Origin of the sequence: Xanthomonas theicola (assembly GCF_014236795.1) — a bacterium.
Taxonomy (GTDB): Bacteria; Pseudomonadota; Gammaproteobacteria; order Xanthomonadales; family Xanthomonadaceae; genus Xanthomonas_A; species Xanthomonas_A theicola.
In genome coordinates, this window is sequence record NZ_CP049017.1 from 88195 (window position 1) to 112250 (window position 24056).

At 69.5% G+C, this 24056-nt stretch carries 22 protein-coding genes and 5 pseudogenes; 14 read left to right on the forward strand and 13 right to left on the reverse strand.

Going from position 1 to position 24056, the window contains the following annotated elements; all coding sequences use genetic code 11:
* Positions 1-518 precede the first annotated feature (518 nt).
* On the reverse strand, positions 519-3839 hold the full coding sequence (locus G4Q83_RS00410) for an ankyrin repeat domain-containing protein (protein WP_128420423.1): 3321 nt from the start codon (positions 3837-3839) through the stop codon (positions 519-521).
* Positions 3832-4092: a YcgL domain-containing protein gene (locus G4Q83_RS00415; RefSeq protein ID WP_128420424.1), complete on the reverse strand. Its 261-nt coding sequence runs from the start codon at positions 4090-4092 to the stop codon at positions 3832-3834. The genes G4Q83_RS00410 and G4Q83_RS00415 overlap by 8 nt, the downstream gene beginning before the upstream one ends.
* A gap of 216 nt (positions 4093-4308) precedes the next feature.
* Between G4Q83_RS00415 and G4Q83_RS00420 the strand changes: the two genes are divergently transcribed.
* Genes G4Q83_RS00420 through G4Q83_RS00435 form a run of 4 tightly spaced genes read left to right on the forward strand, consistent with a single transcriptional unit; the run spans position 4309 to position 8724 of the window.
* The gene (locus G4Q83_RS00420) at positions 4309-5508 is read left to right on the forward strand and encodes a beta-ketoacyl-[acyl-carrier-protein] synthase family protein (protein WP_128420437.1); all 1200 of its coding nucleotides are present in this window, start codon (positions 4309-4311) and stop codon (positions 5506-5508) included.
* A gap of 8 nt (positions 5509-5516) precedes the next feature.
* Positions 5517-6293: a beta-ketoacyl synthase chain length factor gene (locus G4Q83_RS00425; RefSeq protein ID WP_128420425.1), complete on the forward strand. Its 777-nt coding sequence runs from the start codon at positions 5517-5519 to the stop codon at positions 6291-6293.
* A complete protein-coding gene (locus G4Q83_RS00430; protein WP_128420426.1) occupies positions 6290-7108 on the forward strand; it encodes a glycosyltransferase family 2 protein in 819 nt (272 codons plus the stop codon). The genes G4Q83_RS00425 and G4Q83_RS00430 overlap by 4 nt, the downstream gene beginning before the upstream one ends.
* Positions 7105-8724: an NAD(P)/FAD-dependent oxidoreductase gene (locus G4Q83_RS00435; RefSeq protein WP_128420427.1), complete on the forward strand. Its 1620-nt coding sequence runs from the start codon at positions 7105-7107 to the stop codon at positions 8722-8724. Before G4Q83_RS00430 ends, G4Q83_RS00435 begins: the two co-directional genes overlap by 4 nt.
* Positions 8725-8760: 36 nt before the next feature.
* Here G4Q83_RS00435 and G4Q83_RS00440 read toward each other — a convergent pair whose 3' ends face one another.
* The 5 genes from G4Q83_RS00440 to fabG all read right to left on the reverse strand — a co-directional run bounded on the left by G4Q83_RS00440 (position 8761) and on the right by fabG (position 10683).
* Positions 8761-9114 (reverse strand): hypothetical protein, encoded by a 354-nt coding sequence (locus G4Q83_RS00440; protein WP_185817307.1) that lies wholly within the window; start codon positions 9112-9114, stop codon positions 8761-8763.
* Positions 9115-9192: 78 nt separating this feature from the next.
* Positions 9193-9414 carry a hypothetical protein gene (locus G4Q83_RS00445; RefSeq protein ID WP_128420429.1) on the reverse strand — a complete coding sequence of 74 codons (222 nt, stop codon included), beginning with the start codon at positions 9412-9414 and terminating at the stop codon, positions 9193-9195.
* Positions 9399-9653, reverse strand: coding sequence for a hypothetical protein (locus tag G4Q83_RS00450; protein WP_128420430.1), 255 nt, complete (start codon positions 9651-9653; stop codon positions 9399-9401). The genes G4Q83_RS00445 and G4Q83_RS00450 overlap by 16 nt, the downstream gene beginning before the upstream one ends.
* Before the next feature lie 73 nt (positions 9654-9726).
* Positions 9727-9891: a hypothetical protein gene (locus tag G4Q83_RS00455; RefSeq protein WP_185817308.1), complete on the reverse strand. Its 165-nt coding sequence runs from the start codon at positions 9889-9891 to the stop codon at positions 9727-9729.
* A gap of 54 nt (positions 9892-9945) precedes the next feature.
* Positions 9946-10683: a 3-oxoacyl-ACP reductase FabG gene (fabG, locus tag G4Q83_RS00460; RefSeq protein WP_128420431.1), complete on the reverse strand. Its 738-nt coding sequence runs from the start codon at positions 10681-10683 to the stop codon at positions 9946-9948.
* Between the two features lie 357 nt (positions 10684-11040).
* Here fabG and G4Q83_RS00465 point away from each other — a divergent pair, with 357 nt between their 5' ends.
* Both G4Q83_RS00465 and G4Q83_RS22770 read left to right on the forward strand, forming a co-directional pair.
* The gene (locus G4Q83_RS00465) at positions 11041-11763 is read left to right on the forward strand and encodes an IS110 family transposase (RefSeq protein WP_246432216.1); all 723 of its coding nucleotides are present in this window, start codon (positions 11041-11043) and stop codon (positions 11761-11763) included.
* Between the two features lie 90 nt (positions 11764-11853).
* Positions 11854-12054 carry a hypothetical protein gene (locus G4Q83_RS22770; RefSeq protein ID WP_246432217.1) on the forward strand — a complete coding sequence of 67 codons (201 nt, stop codon included), beginning with the start codon at positions 11854-11856 and terminating at the stop codon, positions 12052-12054.
* On the opposite strand, the pseudogene G4Q83_RS00470 reads toward G4Q83_RS22770, so the two are convergent.
* Positions 12045-12196: pseudogene (locus G4Q83_RS00470) on the reverse strand (IS1595 family transposase); the annotation flags it as partial. The gene G4Q83_RS22770 and the pseudogene G4Q83_RS00470 sit on opposite strands and share 10 nt — an antisense overlap.
* Positions 12197-12780: 584 nt before the next feature.
* Here G4Q83_RS00470 and aroQ point away from each other — a divergent pair.
* From aroQ to G4Q83_RS00500, 6 genes and pseudogenes are all read left to right on the forward strand, one after another.
* The gene (gene aroQ, locus G4Q83_RS00475) at positions 12781-13227 is read left to right on the forward strand and encodes a type II 3-dehydroquinate dehydratase (RefSeq protein WP_128420432.1); all 447 of its coding nucleotides are present in this window, start codon (positions 12781-12783) and stop codon (positions 13225-13227) included.
* Positions 13228-13332: 105 nt separating this feature from the next.
* Entirely contained in the window at positions 13333-13797 is a 465-nt protein-coding gene (gene accB, locus G4Q83_RS00480; protein WP_128420433.1) for an acetyl-CoA carboxylase biotin carboxyl carrier protein, read from the forward strand.
* A gap of 131 nt (positions 13798-13928) precedes the next feature.
* Positions 13929-15296: an acetyl-CoA carboxylase biotin carboxylase subunit gene (gene accC, locus G4Q83_RS00485; protein WP_128420434.1), complete on the forward strand. Its 1368-nt coding sequence runs from the start codon at positions 13929-13931 to the stop codon at positions 15294-15296.
* 97 nt (positions 15297-15393) lie between these two features.
* A pseudogene (locus tag G4Q83_RS00490) lies at positions 15394-15695 on the forward strand (DUF1643 domain-containing protein).
* On the forward strand, positions 15685-15948 hold the full coding sequence (locus G4Q83_RS00495; RefSeq protein ID WP_211288304.1) for a hypothetical protein: 264 nt from the start codon (positions 15685-15687) through the stop codon (positions 15946-15948). The pseudogene G4Q83_RS00490 and the gene G4Q83_RS00495 overlap by 11 nt, the downstream one beginning before the upstream one ends.
* Before the next feature lie 160 nt (positions 15949-16108).
* Complete coding sequence (locus G4Q83_RS00500) at positions 16109-16624, forward strand: peptide deformylase (protein WP_128420435.1); 516 nt, start codon at positions 16109-16111, stop codon at positions 16622-16624.
* Between the two features lie 49 nt (positions 16625-16673).
* Here G4Q83_RS00500 and ettA read toward each other — a convergent pair whose 3' ends face one another.
* The 3 genes and pseudogenes from ettA to G4Q83_RS00515 all read right to left on the reverse strand — a co-directional run.
* Positions 16674-18335, reverse strand: coding sequence for an energy-dependent translational throttle protein EttA (gene ettA, locus G4Q83_RS00505; protein ID WP_128420436.1), 1662 nt, complete (start codon positions 18333-18335; stop codon positions 16674-16676).
* Positions 18336-18738: 403 nt separating this feature from the next.
* A pseudogene (locus G4Q83_RS24335) lies at positions 18739-19333 on the reverse strand (IS30 family transposase); the annotation flags it as partial.
* A 116-nt stretch (positions 19334-19449) separates the two neighbouring features.
* Positions 19450-19860 (reverse strand): annotated as a pseudogene (locus tag G4Q83_RS00515) (transposase); the annotation flags it as partial.
* Positions 19861-20150: 290 nt separating this feature from the next.
* Here G4Q83_RS00515 and G4Q83_RS00520 point away from each other — a divergent pair.
* Together G4Q83_RS00520 and tnpA are read left to right on the forward strand one after the other, a co-directional pair.
* Positions 20151-21134, forward strand: a complete 984-nt coding sequence (locus G4Q83_RS00520; RefSeq protein WP_185817191.1) for an IS5 family transposase — start codon at positions 20151-20153, stop codon at positions 21132-21134.
* 139 nt (positions 21135-21273) lie between these two features.
* Positions 21274-21663: pseudogene (tnpA, locus tag G4Q83_RS00525) on the forward strand (IS200/IS605 family transposase).
* Positions 21664-21765: 102 nt separating this feature from the next.
* Here tnpA and G4Q83_RS00530 read toward each other — a convergent pair.
* Complete coding sequence (locus G4Q83_RS00530; protein WP_185817310.1) at positions 21766-22572, reverse strand: IS5 family transposase; 807 nt, start codon at positions 22570-22572, stop codon at positions 21766-21768.
* Positions 22573-22669: 97 nt separating this feature from the next.
* Complete coding sequence (rlmD, locus tag G4Q83_RS00535) at positions 22670-24016, reverse strand: 23S rRNA (uracil(1939)-C(5))-methyltransferase RlmD (RefSeq protein WP_128419507.1); 1347 nt, start codon at positions 24014-24016, stop codon at positions 22670-22672.
* Positions 24017-24056 lie beyond the last annotated feature (40 nt).

Here is a 24056-nt window from a genome sequence, read left to right on the forward strand (position 1 = left end):
CCTGTTCGCCCAGCCGTTCCAGCCAGCCGTCGCTGAGATTGGCCGCGTCCAGCGCCGCGGCGAAGCGCTGCCGCTCCGCCGCAGTGTCCAGGCGTCGGTCGATGGCGGAGAAGAACGCGCCGCGGTCGAAGGCGGTGAACCCGGGCGCAGCCGGCAGGTCGCGCAGCAGTGCGGCCGCGTCCACGCTGCCCAGGCCCTGGTGCCGCAGGATCAGGCGTTGCGCTTCGTAGGCCAATGGATCGACCCGGCCCTGCGCGTCGGTGGCCGCCAGCAGCGCGGCGATGCCGGTGGTGCTGGTCATGACGATGCCTCCTGGCCCGGGTGCCGCGGGTCCTCCACGGCGAGTGCGGTTCTAACGCGGCCCGGCCGCTACCGCAAGTACCACGGCGGTGGGCGCGGTGTTTTCCCCGCGGCGGTGCGCCGTGGCGATGGCGTTGGTCGGCAGGGCGCGCGGGGGCGTGTCCAATGCGGTGGTGCGCCCGCGCCGGCGCATGGCAACGGCACGCGACCGGGGCCCCTCAGCGGCTCTCGCGCAGGAACCGGGCCATCGAGGACACGCCCGGCAGCGGCGGCTGGAACTGGGCGGCGACGTCGATGAAGCCGCGCATCAGCGCGATCTCGCGCGGCGGGCGGTTCAGGGTGTCGCGCAGGTCCGGGTCGGCGCCGCCGCGCAGCAGGCGCTGCACCAGCAGCGGCAGGCCGTGCAGCGCGGCCAGGTGCAGCGGACCGAAGCCGCGCGGGTCCTGCACGTCCAGGCTCACCTCTTCGTCGAGCAGGCGCTCCACCCCGGCCAGTACCACCGGCTCTTCGCAGGCGGTGCCCGGCTCGGCGCGGGCGCCCAGCAGCAGCAGCAGCGGGGTCACCCCGCCGCCGGCGCTGCGGTCGGCTTCGGCGCCGGCCAGCAACAAGGTGTCCAGCAGCGCCAGCAGGCGGGTCTTGTCGCGCGCGGTGAACCCGTACAGCGCGGCGCAATGCAGCGGCGCCAGCTGCTGCGCGTCGCCGGCATGCACGTCGGCGCCGGCCGCCAGCAGCCGCGCGGCGATGTCCGGCAGGCCCAGCGCGCCGGCCAGCATCAGCACGGTGACGCCGCCGGGCAGGCGCTGCTCGATCTGCGCGCCGGCGTCCAGCAGGGCCGAGACGATGCCGGTCTGGCGCATGCTCACCGCCGCCGACAGCGGCGTGGCGCCGCTGGCCGCGGCGTGCTGTAGGTCGGCGCCGCGCGCCAGCAGCAGGTCCACCGCCGCGGCGTGGCCGCCGCCGGCGGCGCGCAGCAGCGCGGTGCAGCCTTGCGCGTCGATCGCGTCCACGGCCAGGCCGAGGTCGATCAGGCGGCCGATCGCGCCGACGTCGCCGACCATCGCCGCGGCCGGCAGGTCGGCCTCGCACAGCGGCCGCTGCGGCAATGGCCAGGTCCGCCAGTCCAGCCAGTCGGCCAGGTCGCGGCGACCGCTGGCCAGGGCCACGCCCAGCGGGGTCTGCCCGTCGGCGGCGCGCGCTTCGGGCGAGGCGCCCTGCTGGATCAGCAGCTTCAGCGAGGCTTCGCGACCCAGCGCGGCGGCCAGATGCAGTGCGGTCATGCCGTGGCTGTCGCGCGCCTCGCGGTCGGCGCCGCGTTCGAGCAACTGCAGTTGCAGGCGCAGCCAGCCCAGGCGCACCGCCAGCGACAGCGGCGGATCGCCGGCCGGCGACGGCGCGAACGGGTCGGCGCCGCGTTCGAGCAGGTCCAATGCGAACTGCTCCAGCGCGCGCGAGGCGTGGTCGTGCTGGGCGCAGGCGGCGAGCAGCCGGGTCAGGCCGCCGCGACCGGCCGGCGAGACGCCATGGCGCAGCATCGCCTGCAGGCTGGGCACCGCGTCCACGCCGCGCGCCAGCAGCGCGAACAGCGGCGTGTCGCCGCAGGCGTCGAGCACGTCCGGCGCGGCGTCATGCGCCAGCAGCCAGTCCACTGCCTGCGGGTTCAGCGCCAGCTGCGCATCGTGCAGCAGCGCGCCCAGTTCCTCGGCCGCGCACAGCCGCGCCAGCGCCGCCAGGCCGTCGCGCTGGCCCCGTTGCAGGCCGTCGCGCAGCAGTTCCAGCGGCGGCCGGTCGGGCAGGCTGGCGCTGCCGACCTCGCCCTGGCCGTCGCTGACCGCGGCCGGCAGGGGGTAGTCCGGGTCCAGCGCGGACACGATCGCCCAGCGCCCGGCCTCGGCGGCCAGGTCGACCGCGCGGCGCCCGCTCTGGTCCGCCTGTGCGGCCGCGATGCCCAACTCCAGCAGGCGCCGGATCAGGCCCGGCGAGACCTGGTCGGCGGTGCAGGCCAGCAGCACCGCGTTGCGGCCGTCGCCATCGACGGCGGCGAGGTCGGGCTTGTGCGGCAACAGGTGTTCGAGTACCGCGACGCGGCCATGGCGCGCGGCTTCCAGCCACGGCGTGCGGCCCAGCGCATCGCGCGCTTCCAGGTTGGCGCCAGCGCCGAGCAGCGCGTCGACGATCTCCACGTGCCCGGCCTGCGCCGCCTCGTGCAGCGCGCTGCGGCGCTGGCGGTCGCGCGCATCGACCCGCGCCTTGTGCTTGAGCAGCAGTTGCACGCCGGCCGGATCGTCTTCCTCGGTGCCGGCCGAGGCCAGCAGCACCGGGCTGCCGTCGGCCGGTTCGGGCTTGGCCCCGCGCTCGAGCAGGAACTTGGCCATGCGCCAGTTGCCGACGTGGCAGGCCACCGCCAGCGGGGTCAGGCCGTCGCGGTTCAGCGCGTCCAGTTCGGCCGCGGCATCGCGCAGCAAGGCGGCCACGCCCGGGTCGGAACTGCGTGCGGCGTGGTGCAGCGGGGTGTTGCCGTCGCTGTCGCTGGCGCGCGGATCGGCGCCGTTGGCGAGCAGGGTCATCACTGCCTCGGGGCGACCGTGCCAGCTGTCGCGGGTCGCGGCCAGCAGCGGGGTCATGCCCAGGTGCGGCTGGTTGACGTCCACCCCGCGCACGATCAGTTCGCGCAGCAGGCGCAGGTCCGGCAGCACCGCGGCCAGCACCGGCAGGCTGCGCTGGTCGCGCCACTCCGGCGTCGGCAACGCGTGCGGGTCGGCGCCGGAGTGCAGCAGCTGCAGCGCGCGATCGACGCGGCCGCCACGCGCGGCGGCGTACAGCGCCGCATGCAGCTCGTCCGCCGGCGGCGGTACGTCGTCCTCGCGCGGCGCGGCATTGGCGCTCAGTTCGGCGAACAGGTCCGCCGAAGTGGTCCGTGGCGGCGACGGCAGCGCCTGCGGCGGCGCCACGCGCTGCAGCCCGGCATGCAGCAATGGCGAGAGCAGCGCATAGGCCAGTGCCAGCGGCCAGCGCGCGGCGGCGGCCAGCAGCCCGGGCCAGGCCAGCAACACGCCGATGCCGGCCAGCGCCAGCACCAGCGCCGCCACCGCCAGGCCGCGCCAGGCCTGCACGTCCTGCTGCGCCAGCGCCTGCCATCGGGCCCCCAGCGCGCCGCCCGCGCATTCGCTGCCGTGCCACAGCGGCCAGGTGCGCCACACCCCGAGCAGGGCCGCGCTGGCCGCCACGCTCAGCGCCAGCGCCGCGGCCAGGCTGCCGCTGTCGCGCAGCGCCGCCAGCGGCCAGGCCACCAGCAGCGCGACCAACACCAGCCCGCCGGCCCACAGCGCCAGCAACGGCAGCAGCTCGCGGCCGAGCGCCTGCACGCTGGCCGGCCGCGGCCGGCTGCCGCGATGCCAGGACAGCGCCAGCGCGAACGCCGGCTGCGCCAGCCACGTGCCCAACGCCGCCGCCAGCGGGCCGAACCCGGCCGCCAAGGCCAGCAGCGCGCCCAGCGCGGCGGCGGTCCACGGAGCGCGCGCGCGGAACGGGGAATCAGTCATCGTGTCGATCGGTCCGGCCGTCGGGGAGCGGCGGCAATTGCAGATGGAAGCCGCAGCCGGCGAGATTGGCGCGCACCGCTGCCGGGTCGGCGCGGGCCAGGCTGCGCCCGGCGGTCAAGGCCACCTCGAGCACGAACGCCAGCGGCTGCAGCGACGCCAGCAGCGCCGGCGGCAGGCAGCCGACGTCGTCGCGCTTGGCGAGATACAGATAGGTGTCCGGCTTGGGTTGGCTTTTGTAGACGTAGGCTTGCATGCCCGTGGCGTGCGCCTGGCGTGGAAAGGCAAGCGATTGTGGAGGAAATGCGCCAGCGGCGAAAGCGCGCCGCCCAGGCCGCATCGAGTGGCGCGGGAACCCGTTCACGTTCAGCGTGGGCGCGCACGCTTCACGGGATTGCCGACTGCGCCGATATACTCCCGCGATGCGCCCTTTACGGAACATCGCGTGACCGAAGCGTCCCCGTCGCCCCGCATGGCGCCCGTCGCGATCCGTGCGTATACCGCGACCACCGCGCTGGGCAGCGGATTGCAGGCCCAGGCCGCGGCATTGCGCGACAGCCGCAGCGGCCTGCGCCGCAACGATTTCGGCGTGCAGCCGCTGCCTTGCTGGATCGGCCGCGTGGACGCGCTGGAGACCTCGCCGTTGCCGCCGGCGCTGGCCGAATGGGAATGCCGCAACAACCGCCTGGCGTGGCTGGCGCTGCGGCAGGACGGCCTGCACCTCGCGGTCGCCGCCGCCGCGCAGCGCCACGGCGCCGAGCGGGTGGCGGTGGTGATGGGCACGTCCACGTCCAGCATCGGCGCCAGCGAAGAGGCCTATACCCGGCTCGACCAGGACGCCGAGGGCGCGTGCTTCCCGGCCGAGCTGCGACGGCCGATCGTGCACACTCCGCACTCGCTGGGCGACTTCGTGCGCCATGCCAGTGGCCTGCGCGGCCCGTGCATCACCGTCGCCACCGCCTGCTCGTCCAGCGCCAAGGTATTCGCGCAGGCGGCGCGGCTGATCGCCGCCGGGGTGGTGGACGCGGCCCTGGTCGGCGGCGTGGACAGCCTGTGCGGCAGCGTGCTGTTCGGCTTCAACGCGCTGCAGTTGGTGTCGCCGGAGCCGTGCCGGCCGTTCGACGTGCGCCGGGTCGGCCTGTCGCTGGGCGAAGCCGGCGGCTACGCGCTGCTGGAGCGCGCCGATGCCAGCGCTGCGGCGCCGGCGCTGGCGCTGCTGTGCGGCTACGGCGAATCCAGCGACGCGCACCACATGTCCGCGCCGCACCCGCAGGGGCTGGGCGCGCGGCTGGCGATGCGCGGCGCGCTGCAACGCGCCGGCGTGGATGCCGCCGACGTCGGCTATCTGAACCTGCACGGCACCGCGACCCCGGCCAACGACAGCATCGAGGCCGCCGCGGTGGCCGCGCTGTTCCCGGCCACCTTGCATGCCAGTTCGACCAAGGCCTGGACCGGGCACACGCTGGGCGCGGCCGGCATCGTCGAGTCGGTGTTCGCGCTGCTGGCGCTGCGCGACGGCCTGCTCCCCGGCACCCTCAACAGCGAGCGCCCCGATCCCGAGTGCGGCCCGCAGATCCGCTTCGACAATGCACAGGCGCAGGTCCGTTACGCGATGAACAATTCCTTCGGCTTCGGCGGCAACAACTGCTCGCTGCTGTTCGGCCGCGCATGAGCATGCCGATGTTGACCGCGACCATCGAAGGCATCGGTTTCTGGACCCCGGGCCTGCCCTCGTGGGCGGCGGCGCGCGCCTTCGCCGCGGGCACCGGCGCGGTGGTGCAGACCCCGGCGCGGCCGGCGCCGCAGCTGTTGGCGGCCAACGAGCGGCGGCGCGCGCCGGACACGGTGGCGGTGGCGCTGGAAGCGGCGCTGGCCGCCTGCCAGGACGCCGGCCGCGATCCGGCCACGCTGCCGTCGGTGTTCGCCTCCACCCACGGCGACATGGCGATCACCGACTACATGTGCGCCACCCTGGCCAGCGATCCGCTGGCGATCTCGCCGACCAAGTTCCACAACTCGGTGCACAACGCCGCCGCCGGCTACTGGACCATCGGCGCCGGCGCCACCGCCGCGGCGACCGCGATCAGCGCGCACCGCGCCAGCTTCGCGCAGGGCCTGCTGGAAGCGCTGTCGCAGCTGGCCGCCGGCGCGGCGGCGGTGCTGCTGGCCGGCTACGACAGCCGCTCGGTCGGCGCGCTCGGACGCATCTCGCACAGCGATGGTCTGCTCGGCGGCGCGCTGGTGCTCGGCGCCGCGGCGCTGCCCGGCAAACCGCGCCTGCGCGTGCGCCTGGCCGATGGCCAGGCTGGCGCCGGCCGCGGCGCGCTGACGCGCTACGCCGCCGGCAACGCGATGGCGCCGCTGCTGACCCTGTTCGATGCGCTGGCCGAGGACGCCGCCGGCTGCACGCTGGACGCAGGCGGCGGCCGCTGCCTGCAGGTGGAGCTGGCGGCATGAGCCGCATCGCGCTGACCGCCGCCGATGCCGCGATCCTGATCCCGGCGCTGAACGAATCGCTGCGCATCCGCGCCGTGGTGAGCGATGCGCTGGCGCAGTGCCCGCGGGTGATCGTGGTCGACGACGGCTCCGACGACGGCACCAGCGATTGCATTGCCGACTTGCCGGTGACGCTGCTGCGCCACCCGCAGCGGCGCGGCAAGGGCGCCGCGCTGCGCAGCGGTTTCGCCGAAGCGCAACGCCAAGGCGCGCGGGCGGTGATGACCATGGACGGCGACGGCCAGCACAGCGCCGCCGATTTCCCGCGCCTGCTGGCCGCGGCCAATCGCCATCCCGGCTGTGTGATCGTCGGCGCGCGGCTGCGCAAGCGCGCCAGCCAGCCGACCATCCGCCGCATCGGCAACGACTTCGGCGACTGGGGCATCGCCTGGGCCTGCGGCTTCCGCCTGGTCGACAGCCAGAGCGGGCAGCGCCTGTACCCGCAGGCGGTGTATACCTTGCCGAACGTGCCCGGCGAGGGCTTCGTGTTCGAGGCGCAGATGCTGATCTCCGCCGCGCGCCAGGCCGGTGCGCGCGTCGTCGCGGTGCCGATCGAGACGCGCTACGCCAACCAGAGCGGCGAGTTCCGCAAGAGCCACTTCCGCCTGCTGCGCGACCTGTGGAAGATCACTGCGCACGTGGTCGTGCAGATATGCGGGTACGGCCAGATGCTGCGCGAATACCGCCGGGTCCGCGCCAACCCGGTGCTGATCGACGACGCGGCCGGCGACGTTGCTGCGTTGCTCAGGCCCTTGGACAAGGAGCAAACGACATGAGCGAACGGCATGCCGATGTGGTGATCGCCGGCGGCGGACTGGCCGGGCTGACCCTGGCCCTGCAGCTGCGCCAGCGCGATCCTGGGCTGCGCATCAGCGTGCTGGAACGGCGTGCGCACCCGGTGCGCGAGGCCGCGTTCAAGGTCGGCGAATCCTCGGTGGAGATCGGCGCGCACTACTTCGCCGACGTGCTCGGCCTGCGCGAGCACCTGGAGACCGAGCAGATCCGCAAGTTCGGCTTCCGCTTCTTCTTCTCCGACCGGCGCGCGGACATCGACCGCTGCACCGAACTGGGCGTGAGCCAGCTGCTGCCGATGCCGTCGTGGCAGATCGACCGCGGCCGCTTCGAGAACTTCCTCGGCGAACGCGCGCGCGCCCTCGGCGTGGACTTCGTCGACGGCTGCACGGTGCGCGGCATCGACCTGGCCGACGCCGACCACCAGGTGCGCTACGAGCGCGACGGCGCCGCGGCGACGCTGCGCGCGCGCTGGGTGGTGGACGCCAGCGGCCGCGCCGGCCTGCTCAAGCGCAAGCTGGGCCTGGCCCAGGACAACGCGCACCAGGCCAATGCGGTGTGGTGGCGGGTGGACGGGATGGTGGATCCCAACGCCTGGTCGCAGGACGTCGCCTGGCTGCAGCGCTGCACGCCGCCGGACCGCTGGCGCTCGACCAACCACATGTGCGGGCCGGGCTACTGGTTCTGGCTGATCCCGCTGTCCTCCGGCGCGCATTCGCTGGGCATCGTGTGCGACGCGGCGATGCATCCGCTGGAGACGATGAACACCCACGACAAGGCGATGGACTGGCTGCGCCAGCACCAGCCGCAGGTGGCGCGCACGCTCGAACAGCGCCAGCACGCGCTGCAGGATTTCCTGTTCCTGCGCAAGTTCTCGCATGGCTGCAAGCAGGTGTTCTCCGGGCAGCGCTGGGCGCTGACCGGCGAGGCCGGGGTGTTCCTGGATCCGTTCTATTCGCCGGGCAGCGACTTCATCGCCATCTCCAACACCTACATCTGCGAACTGATCGGGATCGACCGCGCCGGGGGCAACCTGGCACCGTACGCCGAGCTCTACCAGCAGCTGTACTTCTCGTTCTACGAGAACACCCTGACCCTGTACCAGGATCAGTACCCGCTGTTCGGCGACGCGCAGGTGATGCCGGTCAAGGTGATCTGGGACTACACCTACTACTGGGCGCTGCTGGCGCCGCTGTTCTTCTCCGGCCGCATCGCCGACCTGCCCACCCTGGGCCGGCTGAAACAGGACTTCCTGCGCGCGCGCGAACTCAACCTGGGCATGCAGGCGCTGCTGCGCGACTGGGGCCGCCACAACGCGGCGCAGGATCAGCCGGACGCCGATGGGCGGCTGCTGGACCAGTACGCGATCGGCTGGTTCCACCAGCTCAACGCGGCGCTGAACGACGTGCTGGACGACGCGGCGTTCGTCGCGCGCGTGCGCGAGAACGTCGCGCGGATGAGCTGGCTGGCGCGCGAAGTGCTGGGCCAGGCGCGCACGCAGCATCCGCAGATCGACGCCCACGGCCTGGACGCGCTGCTCGCCGGCACAGCGGACGGCGGGCGTTCGCTGGCCGATGCCTGGTACGCGCGCGCGGCATGATGCCTGCGCGACCGGCCGGCGCTTGCGCGGCGGCGCTCACTCCGCGCCGGCGGCCCGCGGGCGCGGCGCTTGCGCGGCGGTGTCGTCCCACTTCGGCTCGCCCCGCTCCGCCTCCGCCGGCTCGCCGCTGAAGCGATCGAACACGTCCGGATCGAACAGGCTGGCATTGGCGATGTCGCCGGTGCAGACCACCTCCGCTGCTGGCAGCGCGGAGCCGGAGACGATGTCCTTGGAGCAGTTTTCGGTCACCACCCCCCGCAACGTCTGCGCATCGCGGTAGCCGCTCCCCACCGGGATCAAGCGCAGGTACGGCGACGCGTCGGCGCGCAGCGGCGGAATCCATTCCAGCCACCCCGTGTAGACCTTGCGGTCCTTCAGCGACAGCAGCACCGGCACCGGCGCGAGCAGGCCGTCGCTGGTCTCCAGCGCGTCCAGACCGGCATGTTCCCGTGCCGCGCGCGGCGACAGTCAACGTCCCAAACGCAGCGGCGGATGCCACAGCATGCGGATCGCCAGCGCGACGACGAAATCGCGGGTGCGGACCTGTTCCACACGCAGCACGCTGAGGAAGAACAGCCGCTCCAGGCTGTTGTAGGCGTCGGTGCCGTACAGCCACAGCGCCGCCCCGTCGCGCGGCCAGAACCAGTTGATCCAGACCCGCAGCGCCAGGCAGATCAGGAAGGCGAGCAAGGCGGTACCGATGCCGGAGTACGGCGCGACCAGATGCAGCGCCTGCCGGCCTCGCGGCCCCACGCAGTGGCCATCAGCAGCACCGCCAGCACCCGCGCCGCCGCCAGCGCGAGGATCCCGACCAGCGCCGGGGCCATCGGCACTTGTTGCTTGCCCTGGCGGCAAGCCCAGTAGGAAGTGATGAAGGTGACGAACAGATAGCCGCTGATCAGCGGCAACGGCAATTGGTTGAACGGCATCCCTGCCCCCGCGGCTACTGGGTGCGCTTCGGCTTCGCCTCGACCCGGCTCCTCACCCTATGCGCCACCTTGCTCACCGCCTGGCGCCGGACTCGCTGTTGAAGAACGCCTGCAGGTCCACGCGGACGCCCGACCCGGTGAACACGGCATAGGTGCGGTCCTTGAGTTCGGACACGGTCGCCACCGTGCCGTCCGGGATCCGGCTGGGGCGCTGCTTGGGGGCGGTCATGGCGGACATGACCCGACCATAAGCTCGCCCCGGCCGCATTCCAAGTGCCGCGCCGAGGGGGTGTCAGCCCATGCCGCCGTTGATGCCGATCACCTGGCCGTTGATGTAGCCGGCCGCGTCCGAGCACAAGAAGCCTACCAGCGCGGCGACCTCGTCCGCCTTGCCGGGACGGCCGGCCGGCACCAGCTGCTTGATCGCCTCCGGCGCGAACGCCTCGCCGGCCATCGCACCTTCGATGACGCCCGGCGCGACCACGTTGACGCTGATCCCGCGGCTGGCCATCTCCCGCGCCAGCGACTTGCTGGCGCCGTGCAGCGCCGCCTTGGCCGCTGCGTAGTTGGTCTGCCCGCGATTGCCGAGCACCGCCGTCACCGACGACACGCTGACGATGCGGCCCCAGCGCGTGCGCGCCATCGGCAGTAGCAGCGGCTGGGTCACGTTGAAGAAGCCGTGCAGCGACACGTCGATGACCCGGTGCCATTGCGCCGCGCTCATCCCGGCCATCGGCGCATCGTCGTGGATGCCGGCGTTGTTGACCAGCGCCTGGATCGGCCCGGCCTCCAGCAGCCTCGCAAGCGCGGTGGCGCTGGCCTGCGCATCGGCCACGTCGAACGCCACCGCTTCGGCGCTGCCGCTGGCGGCCGCGATGTCCTGCACGACCGCGGCGGCGCGCGCGAGGTTGCCGTTGGCATGCACGATCACGTGCAGCCCTTGCGCGGCCAGTTGCCGGCAGATCGCGCCGCCGAGATCGCCGCTGCCGCCGGTGACCAGGGCGCGGCGCAGGGAAGGAGGCTGTGACATCGTAGTTCCTCGGGCGCAATGGAGGCGAGGTCGCCATCCTAGCGATTCGCGGGCGTGGCGCCACAGCGCGTGCCCGCACGTGTAGGAGCGGCTTCAGCCGCGACCAGGCTGCACCGGTAAAGCGTCGCGGCGGCCATCCAGAGCCGCTCCTCGTACCTGGACATGGCGTCTCTACGGCGTGATGTCTTCCGACGGATCATCGCAGGAGGGGCGGGAAGTGCGGTCGCTCCTGAAGCTTCGAGCTTGTGCTGTGGATCGGCTCCCACCCTCCCTATGCTGGCCCAGCGGTGTCCGAACGGTATCCAGAGTCGGCCCCTGGCGCTAACCCGCATCCACAAGGCAGGAGCGGGCGCAGCGATGATCGTGATCATTCATCCGATGGAGCAATCGATGTCCCCGGTCGTCGGCATCGACGTCGCCCAACGCAGTTTCGACCTGGCCATCGACCTGGCCAATGGCCAGCATCGCACCAAGGCCGGGCCGCCCAACGAGCAGGTTCTGCATGCGTGGCTGCAGGCCCATGCGCAGGCGCACAGCGGGATCGTCATGGAAGCCACCGGCACGTATCACCAGGCGCTGGCCGAGTTCGTCCATGGACCGGGCTGCCGCGGATACGTACTCAACCCGGCGCCGATGGCGCTGTATGTGTGCAGCCAGCCCAGCCGGGTCAAGAGATGCCAAGCCGATCGCCAGCGACGGCATGCGTCCCCGGAGCAGTTGCGGTCCTGGCAGCCCGATCCGCCCGTGCTCAAGCAGCTCAAGGCGCTGGTGCGGCGTCGGGACGACCTGCAGCAGATGTGGCACAGGGAGCGCAACCGCCTGGACGTCGCTGCGCTCGTGGTGCGCGACTGGCTCCTGGAGCGCATCGGCCAGTTGCAGGTACCGATTGCAGGTACCGATCGCGCAGGTCGAACGGGCCATCGACGACCCGATCGACCAAGCCCCCTTGCGCGGGCAGCGCGAACGGCTGGTGAGCATCGATCGGATCGCCGACACGGGCGCGGCATCGATGCTGGCCGAACGTGGCAACGTGGAGCGCTTCGCCCCTGCCTCGGCGGGCCACCGCCTTCGCCGGACTGAACCCGCGCTTGCAGGAGTGCGGCGCCCGCCCCGCCAGGCCAGGTCTGCATCGCCCGCACCGGTTCACCGCGCCTGCGCGCTGGACCCTGCATGCCGGCCCTGCTCGCCATGACGCCTCCCCCGCTCGTCCGTGCGCGCCAGCAGCGCCTGCGCGAACGCGGCAAGGCCGGCAAGCAGATCGCCCACGCCGCCATGCGTCAGCTACGGCACATCGCCGACGGCCTGCTCGACTCACGCACGCCCTGCGATCCTCAAAAGGCATTCCTGATTCGCCCTATCCCTCAACCATGAAAATTGCTCGCCGTGCGCAGAACCGGCTCCGAGCAAGGCTTGCAGCGCATCAGCGCCGTCGTCAGTCGCGGCAACATCTGGTTCGGATGGCATCGGCGATTGAAGCATAGGCGGCTTCGGCCAGATAGCGTCGGGCGTATCTGGCTTAGCGTCTCTTCCAGTGCGTGACATGGGCAGGCTGATGCCGCACTGTCGGGCGATCTGCGCCTTGGTCGCTCCCTCGGCGGCCAGCAAGATGATGCGCGCGCCGTACCAGGGAATGCGGCAGCGAGCGCGAGCGGCGCATCGATTGCATTTGGGCGCGTTCTTCTTCGGAAGGTGCTGTGCGGATGCCGGGGCGGGCCATGAGATCTCTTGCCATGAGGCTATCTCCAAGACCGGCAGATCGATGATAAGTTTCTTGAGGGACAGAACACCAGGCCAGCCATTGTTCTGCGACACAAAGACTCGCTCACGGTCGAAACCGGATGCGTCCCAGCCACGGCATGCGCCGCGTCCATCCGCGCAAGCGCACCCCAGCACGCCCATGGCGGGCGGGTTGGCCCGCACGCTCGAACAGCGGCGGGACAAGCGGCGCGGGCAATCGTGCGCCTTTGCACCCGTCCTCGCCGCATCATCGCGGCCGCCACAAACCCAACGGTCGTTTAAAACACTCGCAACTTCGTCGAACTGGACAGTAATGCCGGCTTCGCGCAGACTGCGGCCCTTTCCGCTGCTTTGTCCTCCATGGCGCGACTGCTGCTGCTGCACGGCCCCAACCTCAACCTGCTCGGCACCCGCGAGCCGGGGGTGTACGGGCACACGACGCTGGCGCAGATCGACGCCGCCTTGCTCGCGCAGGCCACGGCCGCCGGGCACCGGCTCGACAGTCTGCAGTCCAACGCCGAGCACGCGCTGGTGGAGCGGGTGCAGGCCGCGCGCGGCGACGGCACCGCCTTCATCCTGATCAATCCGGCCGCGTTCACCCATACCTCGGTAGCGCTGCGCGACGCGCTGGCGGCGGTGGCGATCCCGTTCATCGAGATCCACCTGTCCAACCCGCACAGCCGTGAGCCGTTCCGCCACCACAGCTATTTCAGCGACCACGCGGTCGGGGTGATCTGCGGTTTCGGCGCCGACAGCTACCGCTACGCGATGGACGCGGCGCTGGCGCGGCTGGGAGCGGCCGCATGAACCGCACCGGCCCTTGCACTGCGCGCCGACCGCCGCCGCGCGATCCTGTCTGAGTCCGCCGGGCCGCGGGCCCGGTCTTTCCCCGATTCACCTCAAGAGGCCGTTATGGATCTGCGTAAAATCAAGAAGCTGATCGACCTGCTGGAAGAATCCAATCTGGCCGAGATCGAGATCAAGGAAGGCGAGGAAAGCGTGCGTCTGGCGCGCACGCCCAAGGGCATGATCGCCAGCGCGCCGCAGTACGCGGCCGCGGCCGCGCCGATGCCGATGCCGATGAGCTCGCCGACCGAGGCCTCCACCGGCGGTGCCGCCAAGCCCGGCAGCGCCCTGCCCGACGGCCACGTGCTGCGCGCGCCGATGGTCGGCACCTTCTACACCTCGCCGTCGCCGGACAAGCCGGCGTTCGTCAGCATCGGGCAGGCGGTGAAGGCCGGCGAGACCCTGGCGATCATCGAGGCGATGAAGATGTTCAACCCGATCGAAGCCGACGTCTCCGGCACCATCGTCGCGATCCTCAGCGAAAGCGGCCTGCCAGTGGAGTTCGATCAGCCGCTGTTCGTGATCGGCTGAGGCCGCCGGGACTTGGGACTCGGGGCTTGGGACTGGCCGGAGCAAAAGCGGGCGCGACATGCCCAACGCTCCTGCGCGTCCCGGGTCCCCGGTCCCGAGTCCCGAACACCCCGTGTTCGGAACCCCATCCCATGCTCGATAAAGTCGTCATCGCCAATCGCGGCGAAATCGCGCTGCGCATCCTGCGCGCGTGCCATACGCTCGGCATCCGCACGGTCGCGGTGCATTCCACCGTGGACCGCAACCTCAAGCACGTGGCGATGGCCGACGAGTCGGTGTGCATCGGCCCGGCGTCCTCGGCCGAGAGCTACCTCAACATCCCGGCGCTGATCGCCGCGGCCGAGGTCACCGACGCGCAGGCCATCCATCCCGGCTACGGCTTCCTGTCGGAGAACGCCGACTTCGCCGAGCGCGTGGAGCAGTCCGGCTTCATCTTCATCGGGCCCAAGGCCGACACCATCCGCCTGATGGGCGACAAGGTCGAGGCGATCCGCGCGATGAAGGCCGCCGGCGTGCCGTGCGTGCCCGGCTCCGGCGGCCCGCTGGGCGAGGACATCGTCGCCAACACCAAGATCGCCCGCGAGATCGGCTACCCGGTGATCATCAAGGCGGCCGGCGGCGGCGGCGGCCGCGGCATGCGCGTGGTGCATTCGGAGGCGGCGCTGAAGGCGGCGATCGAGACCACCAAGTCCGAAGCCAAGGCCGCTTTCAGCAACGACCAGGTGTATATGGAGAAATTCCTGGAGAACCCGCGCCACGTGGAGATCCAGGTGCTGGCCGACGGCCAGGGCAACGCCATCCACCTGGGCGAGCGCGACTGTTCGATGCAGCGCCGCCACCAGAAGGTGGTGGAGGAAGCGCCGGCGCCGGGCATCACCGAGCAGTTGCGCAACGAGATCGGCAAGGTCTGTGTGGACGCCTGCGTGCGCATCGGCTACCGCGGCGCCGGCACCTTCGAGTTCCTGTTCGAGGACGGCCGCTTCTACTTCATCGAAATGAACACGCGCATCCAAGTCGAGCACCCGGTCACCGAGCGCATCACCGGCATCGATCTGGTCTGCGAGCAGCTGCGCATCGCCGCCGGCCACAAGCTGAGCATCAAGCAGAGCGACATCGTGCTGCGCGGCCACGCGATCGAATGCCGCATCAACGCCGAGGACCCGGAAACCTTTCTGCCCAACCCGGGCCTGATCACCGGCTTCCACCCGCCCGGCGGCCCCGGCGTGCGGGTGGATACGCACATCTACAGTGGCTACAAGGTACCGCCGAACTACGACTCGATGATCGGCAAGCTGATCGTGCACGGACCGGACCGCGAGACCGCGATCGCGCGCATGCGCGTGGCGCTGAGCGAGATGGTGGTGGACGGGATCAAGACCAACATCCCGTTGCAGCAGCGCATCATGCGCGACAAGGGCTTCCAGGCCGGCGGTCAGAACATCCACTACCTGGAAAAGCGCCTGGCCGAACGCAAGAACAAGTCGATCGCGTTGGTGTGAGGGCCGGGAACCCAAGCACCGCGGACGCTGCGGTAGATGCCCCACAATCCGACGCTGTCGCGGCTTTGGGCGCAGCTGGCAGCGGTCCGGATTGCTGGTGGTCAACCTATATGCGCTTCGCAGCACCGATCCGGCGGCACTCTGGGAGCATCCGGACCCTGTCGGCCCGGACAACGACAAGCACCTGGCCGCGATCGCGCGCGCGGCGACATCGTTTGCGCTTGGGGCGTCGGCGCCCCGCTGGAGCGCGTGCGGGCCGTGGAGCGCCTGTTCGCCGCCGCGGGCGCACGCCTCTGGTGCCTGGGCACAACGAAGCATGGTGCCCCGCGCCACCCTCTCTACGTTCGCGGCGACGTCGCGCTGACCGCTTGGCCTGGTGAGGTGCGTCGTGACGCATAATCCCGGCCGCCAGGTAACCGACCGCGATTTTCGCATGCCCGAGTTTCGCGACGCCGATCCAGCCGACTACGAGTTTCGCGCTGACGGCAGAATCGTGCGCAAGGACCGCTGGGAGTGCGGTATCCACCGGATCCGTGAGGCGCTCGGTGACATAGTCCGCCCGGAGTTCGAAATCGACGAGATTGTGGAGGCCGTGCGTGCGATAGTCGATCGCATGCCGGACATGCCGGATGCGCCGGGAGGTGACATATGACCCGGCGCCTGCCCCGACGCCCCGACAACCGCAAGCGCGTGCTGGCCGCAATTCACGCTGGCGCCAAGCAGCTCGGCTCGGCCGGACGCGCCGCCACAAGGCTGCAGACGCACGCCGGTCGGCGGATAATCGGCGCTGCATTCGGCGACAGGGACAGGACATGATCCGCGACATCATCCGCATGGGCGACCAGCGCCTGCTGCGCATCGCGCCGCCGGTCGGCGATTTCGGCAGCACGCAACTGCATGCGCTGGTCGCCGACATGTTCGAGACCATGGACGCTGCCCGCGGCGTCGGCCTGGCCGCGCCGCAGATCGCGGTGGACCTGCAACTGATGGTGTTCGGCTTCGACAGCAACGCGCGCTATCCCGATGCGCCGCCGGTGCCGCGCACCGCGCTGGCCAACGTGCAGCTCGAGCCGTTGTCCGACGATCTGGAGGACGGCTGGGAGGGCTGCCTGTCCATCCCCGGGCTGCGTGCGGTGATCCCGCGCTACCGCCATATCCGCTACCGCGGCATGGACCCGGACGGCGCCCCGGTCGTGCGCGAGGCCGAGGGCTTCCATGCGCGCGTGGTGCAGCACGAGCACGACCACCTGATCGGCCGGCTGTACCCGTCGCGGATCCGCGACTTCGGCAAGTTCGGGTTCGAGGACGTGCTGTCCTACGAGTTGTAGCGCAGCGCGGCCCGCATCGCACCGCACACACGGGCCGCGGTGCGGCCGCTTACTTCAGCGCCTTGAAGCGCAGCCGCTTCGGGCCGGCGTCCTCGCCCATGCGGCGGCGCTTGTCGGCTTCGTACTCGCGGTAGTTGCCCTGGAAGAACTCCACGTGCGAGTCGCCTTCGAACGCCAGGATGTGGGTCGCGATGCGGTCCAGGAACCAGCGGTCGTGGCTGATGACGAAGGTGTTGCCCGGGAACTCCAGCAGCGCGTCTTCCAGCGCGCGCAGGGTCTCGATGTCCAGGTCGTTGGACGGTTCGTCGAGCAGCAACACGTTGCCGCCCTGCAGCAGGGTCTTGGCCATGTGCAGGCGGCCGCGCTCGCCGCCGGACAGGGTGCCGACCAGCTTCTGCTGGTCCTGGCCCTTGAAGTTGAAGCGGCCGATATAGGCGCGCGATTGGATCTCCACGCCGTTGATGTTGAGGATGTCCAGGCCGCCGGAGACTTCCTGGAACACGTTGTGGTTGCCCTCCAGCTTGTCGCGGCTCTGGTCCACGTAGGCCAGCTTCACCGTCGGCCCGAGCGCGATCTGGCCCGAGTCCGGCGTTTCCTTGCCGGTGATCATCTTGAACAGCGTCGACTTGCCGGCGCCGTTGGGGCCGATGATGCCGACGATGGCGCCGGACGGCACCAGGAAGCTGAGGTCGTCGATCAGCAGGCGGTCGCCGAACTTCTTGGTGACGTGCTTGAACTCGAGCACCGCGTTGCCCAGGCGCTCGCCCGGCGGGATGAAGATCTCGTTGGTCTCGTTGCGGCGCTGGTAGTCGACCGACTGCAGTTCTTCCAGGCGCGCCAGACGCGCCTTGCCCTTGGTGCGGCCGCCCTTGGCGTTCTGCCGCGACCACTCCAGCTCCTTCTGGATCGCCTTCTGCCGCGACTTCTCCTGGTTGTCCTCCTGCTTCAGGCGCTCTTCCTTCTGCATCAGCCAGTCGGTGTAGTTGCCCTTCCACGGGATGCCGCGGCCGCGGTCCAGTTCCAGGATCCACTCGGCGGCGTTGTCGAGGAAGTAGCGGTCGTGGGTCACCGCCACCACGGTGCCGGTGTAGCGCGCCAGGAACTGCTCCAGCCATTCGACGGACTCGGCGTCCAAGTGGTTGGTCGGTTCGTCGAGCAGCAGCATGTCCGGCTTCTGCAGCAGCAGCCGGCACAGCGCCACGCGGCGCTTCTCGCCGCCCGACAGCGGGCCGATCAGCGCGTCCCACGGCGGCAGGCGCAGCGCGTCGGCCGCCACTTCCAACTGCTGCTCGAGCAGGTGCGCATCGCCGGCGGCGAGGATCGCCTCCAGGCGCTGCTGCTCGGCGGCGAGCTTGTCGAAATCGGCGCCTTCCTCGGCGTAGGCCTCGTAGATCCTGTCCAGCGCGGCCTGTGCCTGCAGCACCTCGCCGACGCCTTCCTCGACCGCTTCGCGCACGGTCTTGGCCGGGTCCAGCTCCGGCTCCTGCGCCAGGTAGCCGACCTTGATGCCCGGCTGCGGGCGCGCTTCGCCGCTGAAGTCGGTGTCCACGCCGGCCATGATCTTCAGCACCGTCGACTTGCCGGCGCCGTTGAGGCCGAGCAGGCCGATCTTGGCGCCGGGGAAGAACGACAGCGAGATGTCCTTGATGATCTGGCGCTTGGGCGGCACCGTCTTGCTGACGCCGTTCATGGTGTAGATGTATTGCGACATGGGAGCTCCGGAGGCGCAGGACGCCCGCCAGCCAGGGCCGGAAGGCGTCGAAATGGATGCCGTCGATTATAGCGGCACCGGTGCCTGCACGTCCGTGCCGGACCGGCGCGGCCATGAACGCCGACGCTCCGGCAGGGAGACGGCACGGCGCGGGCGGGCGCCTAGTGGGCCGTAACGTTTTAGAAGGGAAGTATCATTGCGCCTTTGTCGATGGAGAGCGCAATGGAAGCTGACCAAGACCGAAGTCATGGAACTGCAACGACAAACCAGCGCCCGCAACGCACGAGCCGGCTCGGCTCGCCCTGCTCGGTTGATCTTGCTGCTGCCCGATGGACTGACCTGGGCCCAGATTCGCACCCAGCTCGATTGCAGCGACAGCTATATCGATCGCTGGAGGGCGGTCTCAAGAATCAAGTGCAACACGTGATTTGAATGCCAGGATGTCCTTCTCCAAGGCCGCCGCCAGGGTCGCCCAGGCCAATGGCTGGCGCGGCCGTGCGTTCGTTCGCTTGCCCACGCGATCGAGGTACTCCTGACGGGCCTGCGACAGGTCCACCCCGTAGGGCAGGAACTGGCGCAGCAAGCCGTTGGTGTTCTCGTTGCTGCCGCGCTGCCACGGCGCATGCGGATCGGCGAACCGGACCTGGCTGTTCAACCGCTGCATCCGTTCCTCGTAGCAGGTCCGTTCCGCGGTCGTCGGTCGGGCTCTCACCCAGGAAGGCCGGCCGCTGCTTCATCTGCCGGGGAAACCCCTCGACCGCCGCCTGCGCCGTGCCACCGTCCATCCTGCACAGCACCACCAAGCGGGTCTTGCGTTCCACCAGTGCGCCCACGCATGAACGGTTGAACGCGCCTTCGATCAGGGCGCCCTCCCCATGCCCCGGCGCCAGGCGCTGCTTCACCGGGTCCGGGCCATGCACGATGCGCAGTTCCTCCGGCGCCCACGAGCGCACCGCCGCTGTCGTGCGCCTGCCACCTGGTGTGGGCTGGCCACCTCTCCATGCATGGATCATGGCGTTGGCAAGTCGCAGCAGCAGCTCGCGCAACTGGAATCTGCGATTGAAGCGGTAGGCGGCTTCGGCCAGATACCCGCCTTGCGTATTTGCCTTGCGCGACGGCGTGAGACACGCCGCTCGGCCATGACCTGCATGATCTTGTGCTTCATCTGCCAGGCCGTCTTGTCGTTGACCGCCAGATGACGCATCAGCTCCAGCGCGGCCAGATTGGTTTTGGTCCAGGTCCACAGGGGCAAGGCCAGCATCCAGGCGCGCAGCGGCAGTTGGGCGCCGGCAAACAGCGTGCCTGCCATCAGACGGGTCCGATGCCGGCACGCGCTGCATTGGTCGTAGATCGCAGCACCACGCTTGCAACGCGACCGCGCCCGCCCGGCACAGCAGGGACAGCGAAATCCCTGCGGCCACCGCCATTTGTACAGAGCGCGGTAGCACTTGGCCTCGGCGCCGTAGGACGCGAAAAACTCGGACATCGACAATCCCGCTTGGAACTGCACCGCATCGATGCTCATCACGCCACCTCATTGTCTTCAGATGACGGCAGCATCAACTCAGGGCGGCGCAGATCCTGCGACGGGTGGCTGAAGGTCAGGGCTAAACCAACCTGAGAGTTCCCCCGGCTCTGCCGGGGATGCAGTAGAAGTTTGACGTATCCGGGAGTCCATCCCGGAGACTCCGCAACGTGAGCGGCCAAGCACACGAGACGGAGAAACCGAGATGGATGAGTTTGAGAGCTTAGGATGGTCTGAACAACTCCCTCTGATCCTGCGACAATCGTACAAAGCCCAACAGGACAACGACGATGCAATTGTCTTTCGGCGACGCGGAGTACAACGGCAAGCGCAAGCAGACGCGGCGCGAAAGGTTGCTGGCCGAGATGGATCAGGTGGTGCCGTGGAAAGACCTGCTGGCGCTGATCGCGCCGCACTATCCGAAGTCGGGCCATCCGGGCCGTCAGCCGTACCCGCTGGAGACAATGCTGCGCATCCACTTTCTGCAGCAGTGGTACGCACTGAGCGACCCGGGCGCGGAAGAAGCCTTGTACGACACGGCGTCGATGCGCCGTTTCGCCAGGATCGGCGGGTTGGATGAGGTGCCGGACGAGACCACGATCCTCAACTTCCGCCGGTTGCTGGAGACGCACGATCTGGCGCGCACGCTGTTCAACCGGGTCAACGCGCACCTATCGCGCAAGGGCCAGAGCCTGCGCGGCGGCACCATCGTGGACGCCACGATCATTGCCGCGCCCAGCTCGACCAAGAACAAGAACGGCGAGCGCGACCCGGAAATGCACCAGACCAAGAAGGGCAATCAGTACTACTTCGGGATGAAAGCGCACATCGGCGTGGACGATGAGTCCGGGCTGGTGCACCACTTGGAATGCACGGCGGCCAACGCCGCAGATATCACCCAGGCGCACAAGCTGCTGCACGGCAAGGAAGACACGGTATGCGGCGACAGCGGCTACACCGGGCTGGCCAAGCGCGAGGAGATGGCGAGCAAGCGCAAGCTGCGCTATCTGATCGCGGAGAAGCCCTCGAAGCTGAAGCAGATCAAGAGCAAGCGCGAATTGAAGTGGGCACAGCGCTGGGAGCACGCCAAGGCCAGCCTGAGGGCGAAGGTGGAGCATCCGTTCCGGGTGATCAAGCGCCAGTTTGGCTACGTCAAGGTGCGCTATCGCGGCCTGGCGAAGAACACGGCGCAAGTGCTGACGCTGTTTGCGCTGTCGAACCTGTGGCTGAAGCGAAAGCAGTTGCTGCCTGTCGTGGGGAGGGTGTGCCTGTAATCCGGGAAATACCCCGGAAATGCGCCGGAAACGGCGAAAAACCGAGGGTCTGAGCGCCGTGGGCGTGGTCGATATGGCTTGCCTCATCCTCCGACCGCGTTGATCAGACTATCCCTTAAGTCACACCAGGTGGGAGTGTCTGTACCACGTTGTGTTCATACCGAAGTGTCGCCGTAAGACACTGTATGTGGGTCTGAGGAAGCATCTAGGAGAGGTGTTCCGGCGATTGGCCGAGCAGAAGGAGAGCCGGGTCGAGGAGGGCCATCTGATGCCAGATCACGTCCATATGCTGTTGAAGATTCCGCCGAAGTAGGCGGTGTCGCAGGTGGTGGGCTATATCAAGGGCAAGAGCGCCATCCACCTAGCGCGGGTGTATGTGGAGCGGAAGCGGAACTTTGTAGGGCAGAGCTTCTGGGCGCGAGGTTACTTCGTTACGAGGGTAGGTCGGGATGAAGGGTTGATCGGGGCATACATCCAGAACCAAGAGGCGGAAGATCGGCGCTTGGACCAATTGCAGTTGCTGAGGTAGTCGGCCACCTTCAGGTGGCCCTAACAAGGGAGGCGCGTAGCGCTCCCGCAGCCGCTTTGAGCGGCTCACATCTCTAAAGCCCCCGGCTTTGCCGGGGGGTATTTACTCAGGACGTCTTTTGAGCAGTACTGCCGGGAAAGCAAGATGGACGAACTGCAAGCTGGCGTTGCGTTTGCGCTCGCAGTTCTTCCACAGCCTTCGGTTCTTCTCTGGCCATGCAAAGCTGCGCTCGACGATCCAGCGCTTGGGCATCACCTTGAAGGCATGCAGTTCGTTGCGCTTTGCGATCTGCACTTCGACTTTCCTGCCAAACATCTCGCGCACTGCCCGTGCAAACGGAGCTCGGACATGGCCGCCATCGCAGAGCAGGTCTTCTACGCGCTTCAACCTCCGCTTGCTGCCCTGGAGCGCCGGCAGCGCACCCTTGCGATCGGTCGCCTCTGCCGTCGTCACCGCGATGGCATGCGGCAATCCTTGGGTATCGGCAGCGATATGACGCTTGATGCCTGACACTTTCTTGCCAGCGTCATCGCCCTTCCGGCCCGCAGCATCCGTGTTCTTCACGCTCTGCGCGTCGAGGATCAAGAACCTGCTGCAGGCGGTGCGCCCCGTTTCTCGCGGGCCGCGCCAACCCGATTTCTTTAACGCCCGCTCCAGCAGGCTCACGGCGCGCTCATCCACTTCGCTCCATATCTGGAAGTACGCGTGCACCGTGCGCCACTTCGGAAAGTCGCTGGGCAAAGCGCGCCATTGGCATCCGGTGCGCAGCAGGTCAAGCACCGCGCAGAACACCTCATGCCAATCGACCTTGCGCGGCGCGGTCTTCTTGCGCGCACCTTCAGGCAACGCGCGGATCTGCTCGAACGGCTCGCCGCTGATGCCAATGGGATAACGGGCTCTGCTCTCCATAGGATCGGATAAGTCGAGCAGACTTTGAACAGGCTCTCAGCCTCGCTATTACGAATCCCCACTCCCGAATCCCCACTCCCGGCTTGCCTACGAATCCCTACTGCCGAATCCCCACTCCCGGCTTCTCGAACACCACGATGCTCTCCACATGCGCGGTATGCGGGAACATGTCCATCGCACCGGCCGCCTTCAGCACGAAGCCCTGCTCGTTGACCAGGTAGCCGGCGTCGCGCGCCAGCGAGCCGGGATGGCAGCTGACGTAGACGACGCGCTGGAAGGTGTCCAGCGGCAGTTGCCGCAGCACCTCGATCGCGCCGGAGCGCGGTGGGTCGAGCAGCAGCTTGTCGAAGCCCTGGTGCATCCATGGCGTCTGGCGCTGGTCCTGGGTCAGGTCGGCGGCGAAGAACTGCGCGTTGTCCAGGCCGTTGCGCCGCGCGTTGTCGCGCGCCCGCGCCACCAGCCCGGCATCGCCCTCCACACCCACCACCTCGCACACCGTGCGCGCCAGCGGCAGGGTGAAGTTACCCAGCCCGCAGAACAGGTCGAGCACGCGGTCGCCGGCCTGCGCATCGAGCAGCGCCAGCGCCTGCACGATCATCTTCTGGTTGAGCGCGGCGTTGACCTGGATGAAGTCCAGCGGGCGGAACGCCAGCTCCACGTCCCATTGCGGCAGCCGGAACGACAGCGCAACGTCCTGGGGATACAGCGGATGCACGCTGTCCACGCCGCCCGGCTGCAGGAAGACGGCGAAATCGTGGGCCTGGGCGAACGCCACCAGCGCCGCCCGGTCGCGCGCGCCGAGCGGTTGCATGTGGCGGAAGGTCAGTGCCACCGCGGCATCGCCGGCGATGAACTCGATCTGCGGGATGTCGCGCTTGCCGTCCAGGCTCTCGACCAGTTCGGCCAGCGCGCTCACCTTGAAGCCGATCTGCGGGATCACCGTATGGCACACCGACAGGTCGGCGACGAAGCGCGGGTCCTGCTCGCGGAAGCCGACCAGGGTCTTGTCCTTCTTCTCCACCCGGCGCACCGAGAAACGGCCCTTGCGCCGGTAGCCCCAGGGATCGCCGGACAGCGCCGGCAACACCGTCTGCGGGGTCACGTGGCCGATCCGCTCCAGGTTCTCGGTCAGCACCCGCTGTTTGGCCAGGATCTGCCGGTCCTCGGCCAGGTGCTGCAGCACGCAGCCGGCGCAGACCCCGAAGTGCGGGCAGCGTGGTGGCACCCGCTGCGGTGAGGCGTGCAGCACCTGCAGGGTGCGCGCCTCGTCGAAATGGCGGCTGCGCGCGGTGGGCTCGGCGATGACGGTCTCGCCCGGCAACGCGCCGGCGACGAAAGCGACCTTGCCGCCGGCGCGGCGGGCAACGCCGCGACCGTCGTGACTCAGGTCGGCGATATCAGTCTGGAACGGGGTGCGGTCTAGGCGGTTTCTGGATCGGGCCACGTGGCGGCAGGCTGCGGGCGGAAAAGGGCGGCCATTGTCG